The 16967-nt window shown below is 40.8% G+C and carries 16 protein-coding genes; 2 read left to right on the plus strand and 14 right to left on the minus strand.

The window, feature by feature from the left end:
• Positions 1-6: 6 nt before the first annotated feature.
• The 8 genes from LJE11_RS06475 to LJE11_RS06510 all read right to left on the minus strand — a co-directional run bounded on the left by LJE11_RS06475 (position 7) and on the right by LJE11_RS06510 (position 9278).
• Complete coding sequence (locus tag LJE11_RS06475) at positions 7-255, minus strand: hypothetical protein (RefSeq protein ID WP_227295709.1); 249 nt, start codon at positions 253-255, stop codon at positions 7-9.
• Positions 256-548: 293 nt separating this feature from the next.
• Positions 549-809, minus strand: coding sequence for a heavy-metal-associated domain-containing protein (locus LJE11_RS06480; RefSeq protein ID WP_022380708.1), 261 nt, complete (start codon positions 807-809; stop codon positions 549-551).
• Between the two features lie 72 nt (positions 810-881).
• Positions 882-2384, minus strand: a complete 1503-nt coding sequence (locus LJE11_RS06485; RefSeq protein ID WP_022380707.1) for an FMN-binding protein — start codon at positions 2382-2384, stop codon at positions 882-884.
• A 177-nt stretch (positions 2385-2561) separates the two neighbouring features.
• A complete protein-coding gene (locus LJE11_RS06490; protein WP_022380706.1) occupies positions 2562-4451 on the minus strand; it encodes a penicillin-binding Tp47 domain C-containing protein in 1890 nt (629 codons plus the stop codon).
• Between the two features lie 99 nt (positions 4452-4550).
• Positions 4551-5585, minus strand: coding sequence for an FAD:protein FMN transferase (locus LJE11_RS06495; RefSeq protein WP_118670269.1), 1035 nt, complete (start codon positions 5583-5585; stop codon positions 4551-4553).
• Positions 5586-5716: 131 nt separating this feature from the next.
• Positions 5717-6493: a 4Fe-4S binding protein gene (locus LJE11_RS06500; RefSeq protein WP_022380704.1), complete on the minus strand. Its 777-nt coding sequence runs from the start codon at positions 6491-6493 to the stop codon at positions 5717-5719.
• On the minus strand, positions 6490-7086 hold the full coding sequence (locus LJE11_RS06505) for an FMN-binding protein (protein WP_022380703.1): 597 nt from the start codon (positions 7084-7086) through the stop codon (positions 6490-6492). The genes LJE11_RS06500 and LJE11_RS06505 overlap by 4 nt, the downstream gene beginning before the upstream one ends.
• A 215-nt stretch (positions 7087-7301) precedes the next feature.
• Positions 7302-9278: an Ig-like domain-containing protein gene (locus tag LJE11_RS06510; protein WP_022380702.1), complete on the minus strand. Its 1977-nt coding sequence runs from the start codon at positions 9276-9278 to the stop codon at positions 7302-7304.
• Positions 9279-9658: 380 nt separating this feature from the next.
• Between LJE11_RS06510 and LJE11_RS06515 the strand changes: the two genes are divergently transcribed.
• On the plus strand, positions 9659-10141 hold the full coding sequence (locus LJE11_RS06515) for a Gx transporter family protein (RefSeq protein ID WP_008703072.1): 483 nt from the start codon (positions 9659-9661) through the stop codon (positions 10139-10141).
• A 55-nt stretch (positions 10142-10196) separates the two neighbouring features.
• Here LJE11_RS06515 and LJE11_RS06520 read toward each other — a convergent pair whose 3' ends face one another.
• From LJE11_RS06520 to LJE11_RS06530, 3 genes are all read right to left on the minus strand, one after another.
• Positions 10197-10559 (minus strand): ArsR/SmtB family transcription factor, encoded by a 363-nt coding sequence (locus LJE11_RS06520; RefSeq protein ID WP_008703071.1) that lies wholly within the window; start codon positions 10557-10559, stop codon positions 10197-10199.
• 59 nt (positions 10560-10618) lie between these two features.
• Positions 10619-12484, minus strand: a complete 1866-nt coding sequence (locus LJE11_RS06525) for a heavy metal translocating P-type ATPase (RefSeq protein ID WP_022380701.1) — start codon at positions 12482-12484, stop codon at positions 10619-10621.
• A gap of 113 nt (positions 12485-12597) precedes the next feature.
• The gene (locus LJE11_RS06530; protein ID WP_008703069.1) at positions 12598-12816 is read right to left on the minus strand and encodes a cation transporter; all 219 of its coding nucleotides are present in this window, start codon (positions 12814-12816) and stop codon (positions 12598-12600) included.
• 324 nt (positions 12817-13140) lie between these two features.
• Here LJE11_RS06530 and LJE11_RS06535 point away from each other — a divergent pair, with 324 nt between their 5' ends.
• The gene (locus LJE11_RS06535; protein WP_022380700.1) at positions 13141-13533 is read left to right on the plus strand and encodes a metal-dependent transcriptional regulator; all 393 of its coding nucleotides are present in this window, start codon (positions 13141-13143) and stop codon (positions 13531-13533) included.
• A 236-nt stretch (positions 13534-13769) separates the two neighbouring features.
• Here LJE11_RS06535 and LJE11_RS06540 read toward each other — a convergent pair whose 3' ends face one another.
• From LJE11_RS06540 to LJE11_RS06550, 3 genes are all read right to left on the minus strand, one after another.
• On the minus strand, positions 13770-15866 hold the full coding sequence (locus LJE11_RS06540; protein WP_118670270.1) for a heavy metal translocating P-type ATPase: 2097 nt from the start codon (positions 15864-15866) through the stop codon (positions 13770-13772).
• The gene (locus LJE11_RS06545) at positions 15866-16201 is read right to left on the minus strand and encodes a DUF6110 family protein (RefSeq protein WP_118613698.1); all 336 of its coding nucleotides are present in this window, start codon (positions 16199-16201) and stop codon (positions 15866-15868) included. Before LJE11_RS06545 ends, LJE11_RS06540 begins: the two co-directional genes overlap by 1 nt.
• A gap of 346 nt (positions 16202-16547) precedes the next feature.
• A complete protein-coding gene (locus LJE11_RS06550) occupies positions 16548-16958 on the minus strand; it encodes a transcriptional repressor (RefSeq protein WP_008703065.1) in 411 nt (136 codons plus the stop codon).
• Positions 16959-16967: the final 9 nt, after the last annotated feature.

The raw sequence follows: 16967 nt of genomic DNA on the forward strand, positions 1-16967 counted from the left end.
GCGGTTTTACAGGTTTTCACATAATCTATTTGAAGTAGCACAATAGGTTAATTTATCATACAGATAACTGTTTCTCAGTCCAAGGATAAACATAGTTCCCGGATAAAGTAAAGATACTGTTGCAGCACCGATCATATATAAGGTAAATTTATGTGTATCGTCTACAGGCGGTTTGCTCATAAAATTGATAAAGAAGCAAATACCGGAACATAAGGTAAATAAAATCCAGCAGACAAGTTCTATTTTTCTTTTCATTCTTCGTCTCCTGATTAATCAGGCAGATAGAGTCATTTGTCTCACCTGATTCGGTTAAGTAATTGTAAATTTCTGTCACTTCTTAACTACAAATAGTCTACCATATTTTGTACAAATTAAGCAACTAATTTTTGGGAATTTTTCAGACTTTTTAACGCCATTATTCGAGATTTGTCGAGAAATCAACTTGTTGGCACAGAGAAAGCCAGGCAAAAACTGCAGTATAATCTGCAAAGTTTCTGCCTGGTTTTTTAATAGGTTTATGATTTAATGATATCTACTGAACATGTTCATTATTTATGAAAAAATGAAAACAAACCTTTCTTTTTTTCATAAGGTTGTGAACTGATACCTTTTACTTCATATCCTGTTGCGCTGATGGCTGTTTTTAGCTTTGCTTCGTCTACAGGTTTCTCTGAAATGATCACAGTTTCCCCTTTGCTGTGAGAAGAAGTAACTTTATCTACCTGAAAGACTTTTCTCACTGCATCGTTTACGTGAGATTCGCACATTCCGCACATCATACCGTCTACTTTTACAGTTGTTTTAATCATATTGTTGTCCTCCATTTTTACGTTATAAGTTAGAAATAGCCAGAGCATATGATTTTTTCTCTTACAATAATTTTATGCCAATGCCTGGGCAAGAGCTTTCTGAATTGCTCCAAGGATTCCCTCTGAGGAATAAGTAGCACCGCTTGCAGCATCAATTCCGTCTGCTGACTGATTTCCCATAATCTGAGGATAAATAGTTTCCCATGCATAATCAAAGTACTCAGGTGAATCACTGTTACTCTGTTCAATAGATGCAATCTGACCGCCCTGAATCGTTACTGTTACATTTACTCTTCCACTGTATCCGTAGCTTGAGCCTGTATAAGTTCCGTCAATATATGGTCCTGTAGGTTCCGGCGTAGGCTCCGGAGTCTCTTCCGGTGTTGGTGTGGGAGCTGGTGTTTCCTCTGGTGTTGGAGTAACTTCTGGAGTCGGAGTTTCTTCCGGTGTCGGGGTTGGGGTTGCCTCAGGAATTGGCGTAACTGTTACTTCTGGTGTTGGAGTTGGTGTCACTTTTGTGGTGCCTTTTTCTGCCTGCTTCTGAATATCTTTCATTGCGTTTATGATACCCTTTGAAGAGTAGGTTGCACCGCTGACAGTATCAATGCCATCGACAGACTGATTCTGAATGATCTCATTTTCCAGGATATCCCATGCTTTCTTAAAGAACATAGGCGTATCTGTATGCTCTGCTTCCAGAGACTTGATCATACCTTTTTTAATCTTAGCTGTCAACGTAATTGTCCCACTGTATCCTTTACCGGTTCCTGTATAGGTTCCGTCTTTGTAAATCTGTTCGTCTCCCGGCTTCGGTGTTGGAGAAGGTTTCTTTGTAGGTTTCGGTGATGGAGTGGGAGTTGGCGTAACAACTGCCTGATTTCCTGATGGAATTGCCTGTGACAATGCATTCTGAACCGCAGTAATAATTCCGTTTGAAGAATAAGTGGCACCACTGACTGCATCTACGTTCGGAGACTGGCTTGCAAGAATTTTGCTGATCACACCCTGTGCATTTGCAAAATAGGAGGCTGTTTCACTTGATGCATCTACAATATTGATAGCTGCAATTTTATGGTCAGTGACAGTTACCTGAACAGTGATCGTTCCTCCGAAACCGGTCCCGGAGCCTGTATAGGTACCGTCTGCATATCCACCGGCGGGGACTTCTGTAGTCGGTGTGACTGTGCTTCCTGCACCACCCCCTGCGGTACCTCCATTTGCAGAGGAACCTGTAGATGAATTTTTCTTTGTTCCTGTTTTAATCTTACTTGTTTTCTTTGTCTTTTTTGATGTTTTTGAAATTGAGGTTCCATTGGTTTCAGAAGAGTCCTCTGAATCAAAATCCTTACCTGCAGTTCCGTGCGAAATCAATTCTTTAATCTCGCCAGTAGACATAATATTATTATCGGAAACTGATGCGATTTCCACAGGACTTTTATTTGCCTGATAACAGGTTACACAGACTGCAGCAAAAACTGCTGCCGCAGGAATAAGCTTTAACCATGGACGGAAACTGTCCTGTTTTGGTTTCGTTTCCGGAGTCTTATTATTTTTCTGCTTATTATTTTTGTCCATAAATTCCTCCTTCTTCAATAGTTTGTTTCAGGTAATCATATTCAAGTGATTACTGTAATAACAGTATAAAGTTTTACAGTCGAAAAGAAATCCTGCCCTTTCTGTGGGATACAGGATTTCTTTCCTCTTGTCTGCTAATCCGATTGCAAATATCCGCCTGACTTCAGTCAGGTCAGATTATTTTACAGTTACTTTAACTGTTTTGGTTACACCATTGCATGTTACTGTAACCTTGGCAGTACCTTTTTTGATACCTTTAATTGTACCATTGGATGATACTGTAGCAATTTTCTTGTTGCCGGATTTGTATGTAACTTTTCCTGATGGAGCTGCTTTTGCTGTAATCTTAGTTGTTTTGCCGACTTTTACAGATGCAGATGTTTTGTTCAGTGTAAGAGTTGGATTTTTAACTGTTACTTTGCAGGTTACCTTTACATCTCCGCATTTAGCTGTGATGACTGCACTACCTTTTGCTTTTGCAGTAACTTTACCGGTTGTTTTGTTTACAGCTGCAACTTTTGGGTTGCTGGAAGTAAATGTAACTTTTGGTGCATCTGCTCCTGTTACAGTTGCCTTCAGTGTAGTTGTTTTTCCTTTGTAAACAGTGGCTGTTTTCTTGTTGAGAGTTACTGTTACCTTCGTATCTGCTTTAACAAGAGCCTCTACTGCTGCGTTCAGATGAGTGGTAGCTTCATCAACCTCTGCCTGAGTTGGCTTTTCTTTTGCAAGAAGATCCTTTGCTTCCTGAAGTTCTAACTGCATTGCCTTCCAGGAATCTGCTGTGTAATCTGCTTCTTTTAAGGCTTCTGCTTTTTCTACTGCTGCTTTTAATGCTGTTGTATCTGCTTCTCCTGCTTCCGGTTTTACGATGTTTGCATCTGTTGCATTAACTTCAAATACAGTATCTGCATATCCCATTGCATATACGGTGATTTTCCATTTGCCGGTTCCATCTGTTCCTTTTGGAAGCTGGCAGCGGTAGGAATCTGTCAGACCAAGCTGGATTCCCATTGCCTTGTGCATCCAGTTATCTGCTGCAAATTTTGTTCCGTAAGATGCCAGAACTTTATCACCATTTCCGTAGTAATCCCATTTTACAGCATACATTTTAGCACCAAGAGTACCATATCCGTCACCTGTAATATCTACTCTTAAGAATTCGCCGTAACTTCCGCTGGCTTCTTTTACTGTTGCGGTAACATTGGATGCTGTCTGGAGTGCCTGATCTTTAAGTCCGGAACCTGTACCGTTTGTTCTGGCCTTGAATGTGAATGTTCCATCGGAACCTTTTACAGCTTCTTTTAAGCCGTTTGTTTCAGCGGTAACATCCGCAACTGCACTATAGGACTGCAAATTGTTTTCTCCAAATCCTCCGGCAACTGTGCTTCCGTCTTCCACAACCTTGAACTGGGATTTGAAGGCTTCATAATCTTCTGCCTTTACTGCGACAGGCACATATTTCAGACCTACAACGCTGTAATGGTCGAATTCTGCAACGCTTCCGTCAGCTTTTGTGATCTGTCCTCGCTCAGGCTGATTCAGCTTTACAGTTGTTCCGTCCGTAAGAACTGCATCATTAGCTGAGGTCCAGTAGGAAATCTCATAAGAACCGCCGTTTTTGTCATACATGATTGCTTCACACTGGTAGCTTCCTCTGTGCAGGCCATGGTTTACAGTAGCTCTGGTTACTGTGTCGAAACCGCCTTTGTCAAGTTCATCATGGCTGTCTTTTGTTCCATTGGAAGCTGTGTTTGCAGCATTATAAACTCCCTCAGATGCCCAGTACTGTGTCCATGTCAGACCTGCATAGACATATTTGTAGCCTGTTTCTGCTGTTGCAGCGAATTCATCTTCTGCTGCTGCCTGATCGTCAACAAAAGGTGTTTCCTCATCGCCTGCAAAAGCATCAGCGGTGTCATCTGCTGCATCAAACTCATCTGTCTGTGCCTCAGTCTCCACAGCAGTATCAGATGTAAAATCCGCAGCCATAACCGGTAATCCTGAAACCATCATTGCTGCACTTAAAATTGCAGGAGCTGCCATTTTGATTAAATTTCCCTTACGCATACCTTTAAATCCTCCTGAATATGAGTTAATAAATATATTTCCAAACTGTCCGGAAAACTGAAATTTTTGACAGTTCAGAGATCTTTATATAAGATAAACCTATTCACCGATGGAATAAGTATCTTTCAGTAATTGAAATCTTTCTTTCATGCCTTCCGTCATCCAGACATGATCAGAATCATCTACGAACAGTCCGTCTGCATTGTATTTCTTCAAAAGTTCTTCTGCCTTTTCTTTTCCCAGTACAAAGCATGCAGTGGAAAGTCCGTCTGCGTTCAGGCCGTCATCACACACAACCGTCACAGATGTGAGACCGCTTCTTGCAGGATATCCTGTAGCAGGATCCAGTATATGATGATATCGAACACCATCTTCTATAAAGTATTTTTCGTAATCTCCGGAAGTAGATAAAAATTCAGTACCATTCAGAGTAACTACTCCCAGGTAATCACCTTCTGTATCCCGCGGATCAGTGACAGCTACCTGCCAGGCAGAGCCGTCGGGTTTGCTTCCATAGCTCATAACACTGCTGCCGCCCAGATTCAGGATCATGCCTGATACATTTTTATCTGCATCAAGAATCTTCTGTGCTGCATCGCAGCCGATTCCCTTACCTGCAGCCCCCAGATCAAGAGTTACTCCCTCCGGCATGGTAACTTTATTTCCATCCAGAGTCACCTTGTCATATCCTACATTTTCAAGCAGGGAATTTAATTCATCATCTGAAGGAATGTGCGGATTTTCTCCGTCAATGTCCCACAGGCGGATCACTCTTCCCATAGTAGGATCCATGGCTCCGCCAGAAACTTTCGACAAATCCAGTACCTGTTTTAAACAGGTGGCAGTTTCATCAGATACCGTTGTTGTATTCCCGGCATTTTGATTGATCTGATATATCTGAGAACTTTCTTTTGTCCAGGAGATCCAGTTTTCTTCCACATCTTTTAATGCAGAGATTATGTCTGCTGTGATATCCTCACCTATTGTGTAAAGAGTCTCTGATACTACGGTGTCCATAGCAAAGTCTGTTTTGGTGTATGTGTTTATTTCAGAGTTTCCCCATGCAGTCCGGGATGTGCATAAAAGAGAGGCTGTAATAAAAAGTCCCAGTACAAAAGAGCGTCTGTTTGTCATATATTTTCTGATTCCTTATCCTCTTATTGTTGTTTCCAACTAACTCTATAGACTATATCACTGTACGGATAGTATGTCTACCAATATAGTTAGTTCTTACTAATCAAATTTTTTCAATAAGTTAGCAGTTGCTAATTTTTATCAATAACAGTGCCTGTATGAATATTTTTCCTTGGGCAGACTGCAGTGCAGGCGTGACAGCAGATGCATTCCCCTGAATGTGCAGTATCGCCGTCAATATCCAGATGTGCCGGACATCTCTTCTTACAGAGAGTGCACTTTGGCGCACAGTTTGGACGATTTCGTTTGAAAAGTGCTCCCGGGATGATCGGCATGATTGCAAATACTGCTCCCATAGGACAGAGAAACTGGCAGAAGAAACGCTCCTGTGTACACATTCCGACCATGATCAGGATCAGCAGAACTGTTCCCACAATGTAGGTAGATTTCGGCAGTCTGCCTGTTGTAAGCATGGAGAATACATCCCATGGACTCATTCCCTGTAATTTGGAATAGAATCCTGTTATGCAGGAAAGAAGCAGAAATGCAAGAATCACATATTTTACTTTCTGTAATCTGTGTACCCATTCTTCCGGATATCCATGTTTTTTCTTTTTTCCAAAACATTTCGCACGGATAAATGCGGTAAGCTCATACAGAGCATCTCCCAGCGAGCCAAACGCACAGGCATAACCGCAGAAATGACGTCCGAACAAAATAGTAATGATCAACAATAATGCCGTAATATTCAGAAAAGAGTTCCAGGTTACGCTCTGCTGTCCTCCGATTGCAAGAAAGATGGATTTGATTCCTGCAAATGCTGTGGAAAAAAGGGAGGGCGCTGCTATAAAAAATATAAGCTGTATGGCGGCACGGATCAGCCGTACCTTTCGTTGTTTCTTTTTCATGCGTTTTCCGCCTTTGATAATGCGTCATTTACTGCTTCTAAGATACCGGTAGAACTGAAAGTTGCTCCGGAAATGGTGTCAACATCTGTGCTCTGCTCGCTGATGACACTGTTTATGACATTCTCGCCCTGTGACAGATAAGCACTGTCCTCACCCGGTGCACTGACTACACTGACTGCTGTAATGGTATCATCTTCCAGAGTCACCTGAACAGTGATCGTTCCACCGTATCCGGTTCCTGAACCTTCGAAGGTGCCATTTTTATATACATTGTCAGAATCATCGGTTTCTTCAGAATCTGCCTGATCTGCATTTTCTTTATCCTCTGCAGAATCCTTTTCAGATTTATTATCAGCTTCCGAAGATACATCAGAAGAAGCATTACTTTCTGCTACTGTTTTCTGTTCCTCATAAGTTTCCTTTAATGCTATAAGGATCTGGTCCTGCTGGTTCTCCAGACTCTCTGTTTTGGCAGTCAGATCTGCAATATCCTGAGCCTGTTCTTTATCTTTTACTGTTCCGTTATAGAAAAATACCGCCATGATGATCAACAAAAGTGCGATCAGACGCAGATAAAAATTTTGATTATTCACGTTGTTTCCTCTCCTTCATTTTTTTATTTTGCCGGATATGATATCTGTTTTTGGATGAAGCAAAACTTAATCATAACTAACTTTAAAAGTGTATCATTTTAGTATACAAAAATCTATATATAACAGATTCTGCTAATGTTGTTTTTTTCTCATTAAGATGACCCCGGAGCAAAATCCGAGGTCATTTATTGTGTGAATTATTTACCTGTTATCGTTTATTTTACTTTTACTGTAAATACTTTCTTAACACCATTGCAGGTTACTGTGATTTTGGCAGTACCTTTTTTCTTTCCTTTTACAACGCCTTTGGAGCTTACTGTTGCAATCTTGCTGTTGCTTGACTTGTAAGTAACCTTTCCTGATGGAGTTGCCTTTGCAGAAATTTTTGTTGTTTTTCCAACTTTTACAGTTGCTGAAGATTTGCTAAGTTTCAGGGATGGATTTTTAACTGTTATCTTGCAGGTTACTTGGTATTCTCCGCAGGATGCTGTGATCACTGCTGTTCCTTTTGCCTTAGCAGTTACAACACCTTTGCTGTTTACAGAAGCCACTTTTGTATTGCTGGATTTCCATGTGATTTTATCTGTAAGGTTTGTTGTAACTTTGAGAGTGGTTTTTGTGCTGCCTTTTGTATAAAGAGTCTTGGAAGAAGTATTTAATTCAAATGTATTTTCTGCTTCTTTGTAAGTAAAAGTAAGATTATTCTTATATCCTACAGCAGTTATTTCAAATACAGTTGCATCTGTTACCTGAATATCTGTGAGATCAAGAGTTCCATCTTCTTTTACAATGACCTTGCTTCCTCTTCCTGTTGCGGCATATTCTGTATCATCAACTTTTACTTTGCTGATGCTCTTAATGTATGCAGAGAACTCTTCTGCTGTAATGCCTTTTGCTGCAACCAGTTTTGTCTCGTTACTGTCATAAGAAGCCGGCATTTTGTCTGTATTTACTGTAAATTCAGTTACAATGGCTGCATATTTTCCGCTGGCATCTGCAATTTCAACCTTATGTGTTCCCAATGCAAGAGCTCCAACTGCAAGTTTTCCGTCTGTGCAAGAAACCGCTGTTCCGTCTACAGTATACTGTGCCTTGAAGTCTGCCGGCAGAGCCTGGTCAAAGGTAACTGCTGCAGATGAGTCTGTATTCATAATATCTGCCACTGTTGCCTTGATTCCTGTAGTTGTCTGCACCTTTACATCCGGAACATCAAAAGTAATCATGCCTTTATCTGTGTAATAAGTAACGCTGTCAATTGTTTTTCCCATGATTGATTTATAATGCGCAGAAGAAACAGGGCATCCGTGAACTTCTGTTGTATATCCTGTACCCCAGGCAAGCATACTTCCACGCCAGATATTCTCCAGATGACGCAGGCCATAGTTGGTTCCGTCTGTAGTATTTACGGTTACACCATAAATCTTATCTGTAGTCGTATCGATCAGTGATGAAAAAGTCTCATTATTCAGATCCAGCTCATAGTCCCCGTAAGTTGTCTCTGTTTTTAATATAGCATCAATTGCAACGGTCTGTGTCTGAGCACCTTTCATTGCTGAGAAAGAATAGCTGCCATCTGCATTTACAGTAAGTTCTTTGTAATAAGACGGTGTTTCACTTAAAATATAATAAGAGTAAGAAGCATTTTCAATCAGGGAATCTTTTCCTGTATAGGTGTTGCTGCTTGTCTGTCCTCTGTTTGTCACTGTGATCGTTACAGAGTCGGAATCTGTGACCTGCTTCTGGTCTTTCAGAAGGGAAAGATCACTGACCTTTACAGGGAAAGTAACACCTGTTACATCGGTTCCATTGGGGTCTACGTGATAAGCGGAATTTCCGTTCATCATACCTGCGGTTCTTGATTTATTAAGAGTTGCAGATGTGAAAGCATCAACTTTTACATCATTATTTTTCAGTTCTGCCTTGTAGAAATCATCGTATGGAATATTCATAAGCACATAAGCTTCGCCCTGCTGTGCTTCTGCAGCAAAAGCATCCTGGACATCTTCGGTGGTAAATTCTTCCTGCGCATCCTCGGCGGCAAACTCTTCGGAAACAGAGAAATCTGTGCTGTCTGTAAGTACCTCACTGTCTGTGAAATCAGATGCCAGAACTGCATATGGCATGCTGGTCATAGCAACTGCGGCACTCATTACAACAGGTGCTATTTTTTTCATAAGTTTTTTGTTTGTCATGTTTTTCTCCTCTTCTAAAATTTTTTTGCGGAATCACTCTTACCAGAGGGTTAATCAACTTATTAACCAAAGGGATTTTACTTTTACCAAAAGGGAGTGACTTCTGCCAAAGATATTCATATAGGATTGCTATAGGTATGCTGTCAGCAGTAATTATATAAATTAGTCACTACTAACTCATAAAATAGTAACATGCCTGTCTGAAAAAATCCACACTTTTTTATCTGGGATATTCGTCATTTTTTCTCAATAAATACTTCAGTAAAAATCAGTATTAGTTACATCTAACTTGTGGTTGCGGGAATATTTTTTCTGTGTTAAAATGTCTGAAGAATTCTGATAATTCCATTTTGGATTTTTTGAGAGGAGAAAATAGATTTATGAAGCAAAAAACAGCCTGCCTTGGGCTTTTTTCAGCTGTGGCGATCATTCTGGGATATGTGGAATCACTGGTGCCGGTTTTTGCGGGGATTCCGGGGATTAAACTTGGACTTGCCAATCTGGGAGTACTTTTTATTTTGAAGAAATATTCATTTAGGGAGGCTGCTCTGGTTTCTGTTGTCCGCATTCTGGTGATCGGATTTATGTTCGGAAATCTGTTCAGTATCCTGTACAGCCTGGCAGGCGCTGCGCTTAGTATGACAGTTATGACACTTATGCTGAAAAAAACATCTTTCAGTCTAATCGGTGTCAGCGTTGCAGGAGGTGTTTCCCATAATATCGGTCAGTTGATCATTGCCATGCTGATCGTACAAAATGCAAGTGTGTTTGTATACGCACCGGCACTTCTGGTGGCAGGTGTTGCTGCCGGGGTGGTAATCGGCGGACTTACTAACGAGATTTTGAAAAGAGTTCATCTATAACTTTAAAAGCATCAGTTATCTGAATTTATAATCTTTCAGATAACTGATGCTTTTTTCAATCTTCTTCTATATGTTCCCGTCCCTGGTTGATAATCGTGCGGACATGATCATCTGCCAGAGAATAAAAAATAGATTTTCCCTCTCTGCGGCTCTTTACCAGTTTATTCTGTTTCAGAATACGAAGCTGATGAGAAATCGCAGACTGAGTCATATTCAATGCTTTAGCGAGATCGCAGACGCATACCTCTGCCTCAAACAAAACAAACAAAATGCGTATTCTGGTAGAGTCTCCGAAAACCTTGAATAATTCGGCCAGATCATAAAGCTCTGTTTCCTCCGGCAGGGTTTCATCTACAATTTTAAGCAGATCTTCATGTATTTCATTACTCTCACATAATTCTTCTTTGCATACTTCCATTTTCTTACCTGTTACCTTTCCGGCTTATCACAAAAGGTTTCTGCTGATTTGCCTGTTTCTTATAAATTCTTTACAAATAATGTACGGATCGCGTTTAATACTGCCAGGATCATAACACCTACATCTGCAAAAATGGCCACCCACATGTTTGCAATACCTAAAGCTCCAAGAATCAGACAGAGAATTTTAATGCCGATTGCAAAATAAATATTCTCATATACAATACGGATACATTTACGTGCAATTTTGATTGCTTTGGAAATCTTCAGAGGATCATCATCCATCAGAACGATATCTGCTGCTTCGATTGCTGCATCTGAACCAAGCGCTCCCATCGCAATACCAATATCGGCTCTGGATAATACAGGGGCATCATTGATACCGTCACCTACAAACGCAAGTTTAGCCTTTTCAGACTTCTGATTAAGAAGTTCTTCTACCCTGGAAACTTTGTCAGCAGGTAAAAGTTCGCTGTATACTTCCTGAATTCCCAGTTCTTCGGCAACCTGATCTGCAACACGTTTTGAATCGCCTGTCAGCATAACGGTCTTGCTGATTCCGGCTTTCTTCAGTTCAGCGATTGCCTCTTTTGCATGAGGTTTGATGATATCGGATATCAGGATATGTCCTGCATATTTGCCGTCAATGGCCATATGCACAACAGTTCCTACATGATGGCAATCCTGATAAGCAATGCCAAGTCTGTTCATTAATTTGGTATTACCGGCAGCTACAGATATGCCGTCAACTTTGGCAATCACACCATTACCACTGATTTCTTCAATATCAGTAACACGATTTCTGTCGATTGGTTTTCCGTATGCTTTCTGCAGGCTCTTGCTGATCGGATGGGAGGAAGAACACTCGGCAAGTGCTGCATATTCTAACAATTTCTCATCAGGCATTTCATTGTGATGAATACCACTTACTTCGAAGACACCCTGAGTCATAGTACCTGTTTTGTCAAATACAACATATTTTGTCTGAGCCAGTGTTTCCAGATAGTTGGAACCCTTGACCAGAATGCCCTGATTGCTGGCTCCACCGATTCCTGCGAAGAAACTTAACGGGATGCTGATAACCAACGCACATGGACAGCTGATTACAAGGAAGGTAAGGGCTCTGTAGATCCAGTCTCCCCACATGGCAGGTTTTCCCATAATAAGAAGTACGATCGGCGGGATAAATGCAAGAGCAAGGGCTCCGTAACATACTGCAGGTGTATAGTATTTCGCAAATTTGGAAATAAAGTTTTCAGATTTTGACTTTCTGGAGCTGGAATTCTCTACCAGTTCAAGAATCTTGGATACTGTAGATTCACCGAATTCCTTAGTTGTACGGATCTTCAGCAGACCTGTCATATTGATACAGCCACTGATCACTTCATCGCCTGCTTTTGCATCACGCGGAAGACTCTCACCTGTCAGTGCACTTGTATTTAATGTAGAAGTTCCCTCGGTGATCACTCCATCGATCGGTACTTTTTCACCCGGCTGAACAACAATAATGGTTCCGATCTCAACTTCATCAGGATCAACCTGTTCCAGTGTTCCGTCTTTCTCTATGTTCGCATAATCAGGACGGATATCCATCAGTTCACTGATGTTTCGTCTGCTCTTTCCCACTGCATAGCTCTGGAAAAGTTCTCCAATCTGGTAGAAAAGCATAACTGCAACACCCTCGGAATAATCGCCAAGGAGAATTGCACCTACTGTGGCTACAGCCATCAGAAAGTTCTCGTCAAACACCTGTTTATTTAAAATACCCTTAAATGCTTTCTTCAGGATATCATAGCCGATGACCAGATATGGGATCATAAAAAGAACAAATCTCAGGTATCCCTCTGCCGGCAGTAAGGAAAAGACCACGATCAGCACTGCTGCTATGATAATTCTGATCAGCATTTTCTTCTGCTTCTTGTTCATATCAATACCTCTCTCTTCTTATAAAAGCAGGACTGCTGCAAAAAACTTTCCGGCGAAAAGCTCAGTGCCGGGATACGTTTTATGCAACAGTCCATTCTCCGGATAACGCAGAATTAAAGATAGATCTCACAGTCGTCTTCTACCTTCTTGCAGTTCTTTAATACGTCTTTCATAACCGCTTTTGGATCCTGTCCGTCTTCGAATTCAACGATCATCTTCAGCATCATGAAGTTAACTGTTGCATCTTTAACGCCGGCTGTATTCCTGGCAGCTTCCTCCATTTTGTTAGCACAGTTTGCACAATCTACATCGATTTTATAAGTTTTCTTCATAATATTTTCCCTTTCCGCTCATCTCTTTTATATTAACATATGAGCACTTGTTCATTTGTTTGATTTTATTATAGCATTATTTTCTCTTCTGTCAATAGTTTTGAGGAGATTTCTTTACGGAAATCAAAAGTTATGTTATAATCCATGTTATTATAGTTTAACGTGTTGCTTTAATGTTTTAAAAAACAGGATATTATTATCCGGCAGGTATCAAAATCATAAAAAGAAATATGATACTCTTTGACAGAACATAACTGCCTGTACTGTTTGCGTACAGCAGTTCACAGCAGCAATATCGGAAAGAAAAAAGGAGGGAGTATCAATATGGCGATACATGAATCAGGAGAAGATTATCTCGAAGCGATCCTTATGATCCAAAAAAGAAACGGTAATGTCCGCTCTATCGACATTGCGCATGAACTGTCTTTTTCAAAACCGAGTGTCAGTGTTGCAATGAAGAATTTGAAAGCCAGTAATTACATTACGATTGATGAAAATGGATTTATCAATCTGACGGAAACCGGGCAGGAAATTGCAGATAAGATTTATGAAAGACATACCTTTCTGACCGGATGGCTGACTTCTATCGGAGTTGACCCGAAGGTTGCAGCCGAGGATGCCTGTAAGATGGAGCATGCGATCAGCGCAGAGAGTTTTGCTGCCATTAAGAAGTCTATTGCAGGCACGCATGAAAATTATAGCAATCCTCGTAAATAATGCATTTAAGACAGTTCAGCAGCGTGCGAAAGACAAGGAAGATATCTGCAGGCGTGCTGACGCACGGCAAAGATATCTGACGCAGGATTTCACACTCTGATGGGCTGGATTAAGATGCATTATTTTAGAGAATTGCTATAAATAAAAACATAATAAAAACCATATCCCGGATTTTCAGAGACTAAGCATCTGTTGCTTTATCATGAAATCCCGGATATGGTTTTTTATGGTTATCTTTATGCTTCCTCTTCTTTCGGAAGAAGATTTCTCATACTTCTTAAACTGATAGTCAGTGTTGACATGTTATGAAGCAGTGCGGATGTTGTAGGCATAATGATACCTGTAACTCCAAGTGCGATCAGACCGCCGTTTATACCGATAATAGTTCTGTAATTATTGTGGATACGCTTCATCAGCGCTGTACTCAGTCTCTTTAACGTAACAATCTCATGGAGATTATCTGCAGAAATTGTAACATCTGCGATTTCACGTGCAATAGCTGCGCCATCACTGATAGCAATTCCCACACTTGCAGAAGAAAGTGCCAGAGAATCATTGATCCCATCACCGATCATAATAACTTTATGACCCAGTTCTTTTTCTTTCTCTACAAAAGATGCCTTATCTTCCGGCAGAACTTCGGAGTAATATTCATCTACGCCTACACGTTTCGCAATAGCTGCTGCTGTACGTTCACTGTCACCGGTCATCATTACGACTTTTGTAATGCCGGCTTCTTTTAATTCACGTACTGCATCTGCAGCCTCTTCACGAAGCGGATCCTCTACACAGATAACTGCTGCAAGTTTTCCTTCGATTGCAAGATACAGGTGAGAACATTCTAATGGCAGGTGTTCAAATCTGTCTTCCATTCCTTCCGGAATTACACACTTTTCATCTTCCATTACGAAATGCCAGCTTCCGATCACTGCCTTTTTGCCTTCAATAGTTGTAGAAATACCATGAGCTACGATATATTCTACTTTTGAATGCATTTCCTCATGAACAAGATGTTTCTCTTTGGCTGCATTGACAACTGCTCTTGCCATGGAATGAGGGAAATGTTCCTCCATACATGCTGCAATACGCAGAAGCTCATCTGAACTCAGTTCTTCACTGAAAGATACCACATCTGAAACTACAGGCTTTGCTTTTGTAAGTGTACCCGTCTTGTCAAATACAATAGTCGTGGCATCAGCCATTGCTTCCATATATTTACCGCCCTTTACAGTAATACTGTGAGTACTTGCCTCACGTATAGCGGATAATACGGAAACAGGCATGGCAAGCTTCAGTGCGCAGGAAAAATCTACCATAAGTACCGCAAGGGTTTTCGTCATGTTTCTGGTAAGCAGATAAGTTATCCCTGTACCTGCAAGAGTGTATGGTACAAGTCTGTCTGCAAGATGTTCTGCATTACTTTCCACAGAGGACTTCAGCTTCTCAGAATCCTCGATCATGTTGACGATCTTCTCATAGCGGCTGGAACCTGCTGCTTCTTTAACCTTAACAGTGAGTTCGCCCTCTTCCAGAACAGTTCCTGCATAGACAAAACTGCCTTCTGCTTTACGTACAGGCGCAGATTCACCTGTCAGAGAAGTCTGGTTGACCATTGCCTCTCCTGCTGCAACATCTCCGTCAAATGGAATCACATTGCCCATATGTACGCGTATCAGATCACCTGCTTTAACAGAAGAAGCAGATATAAGAACCTCCTGTCCGTCTTCGTTTACAAACCATACTTTCTCTGCATTGATAGACATGCTTCTTGCAAGGTCATTGACGGATTTCTTATGTGTCCATTCCTCAAGGATCTCACCGATTCCAAGCAGGAACATGGTGGAACCTGCAGTATTGAAGTCACCGCGGAGCATAGATACACCGATTGCTGCTGCATCCAGAACAGGTACCTCCAGTTTGCCCTTCATCAGAGTACGTACACCATGATAAATGTATTTCACTGATTTTACTGTAGTGATTGCTACACGTACCGGGTATGGCAGAAACATTTTATTTAATGTACGCATTACTACAGAGTTGATCAGTTTTTCTTTATAGGTTTCATTTAATTCACGTCCGGAATTCTCAAGTGCTGATTCAGATACCTGAGCAGTTTCATAGGAAAATCTGCTCAGTAAACGAATCAGCCCATCTCTGCTGCCGGTATAGACAACAGCGACATCCTGAGTTCTTACATAAACCGATGCTTTGCTGATATTTGCCTCTTTCTCCAGATAACACTGCAGAATATCCGCCTGTCTGTAGGTCATGTGTTTCTGCGCAAGGTGGATACGAATTCGTCCTTTTATTTCATGCTTAATAGCAAATTTCATTATTCCTCGCTGCCTTCTTTTGTTTCTTCTGTCTCTTCTTTGAAATCTGTTGTCTCTTCTGTTTCTTCTGCTGCTTCGTCAGCTGTATCTTCTACCACTTCCTCAGCTGCTGCTCTGTCTTCGTTGATCTGCTGTGCTTCTGCATAAATATCCTCAGCATTCTCCTGAATTGCGGAAGCTGTTTTCATTACACATGCCTTTGCACGTAAAACGGCTGCTGTGCAGTTTGTGTATAATTTCTTTGCATCTTTACTTGTAAGAATCTTGATACCTGCTGTACCGAAAGCTACTCCTGCTGCAAAGATTCCTGTTTTTTTACCGTCAAATTTAATCATTGATGTATCCTCCTGTTGTGATTTTTAATTTATTGTAACCACTCAGCACCCTTTTGGTGCTGAACAGTTATGAACTGTTTTCAGATAAATATGATGGGCAAACGCATTATTGCGACATCAGCTTATTTATATTTCATGTATTATACAACCAAAATTTCTGGATTTCTACTTTTTTCTTCTTGTTGAGAAATGTTCTCATTTCAGGCATGTTAAGAAGGTTACCGGAAACCGTATTGCCAAAAGAGAGTAAAAAACTGAAGAAATATAAGAAAGCCACCGGAAATTATACTCTTCAGTATTTCCCGGCGGTCATCAGTTCGTTCTCTATTTAAATTTTTACTTGTTTTCAATGTTTAAAATCACAGGAATTTACGAACATCCGCTCAATTTCCTGTTTGTCAATGTATCCACAGGCCTTCAGTCCTGTCAGAACTACATTGTTAAAACTGTCTTTTGATAATTTCTGGACTGTATTGTCATCCAGCTCAATGGTGCATACACTTTCATCTTTACAATCCGGATTTCTCACGATTTTATACATATTTCTTCTGCTGATCGCACCAATTTCTTCCAAAAGATTTACCATACGGTAAACCGTAGCTGATCCGATGCCCGGATCCAGGCGGGATGCATTGTAATAGATTTCTTTACAGCAGGAACACTCATTTTCAAGAATGACTTCCAACAGCATTCTTCTCTGTTTGGTAATCCTGCATCCTCGCTTCTTTAATTCCTGGATTACAACATCTTTCTGCATTCGGGTTCT

It is taken from the genome of Blautia sp. DFI.1.216, assembly GCF_020594215.1.
Classification (GTDB): domain Bacteria; phylum Bacillota; class Clostridia; order Lachnospirales; family Lachnospiraceae; genus Blautia_A; species Blautia_A wexlerae.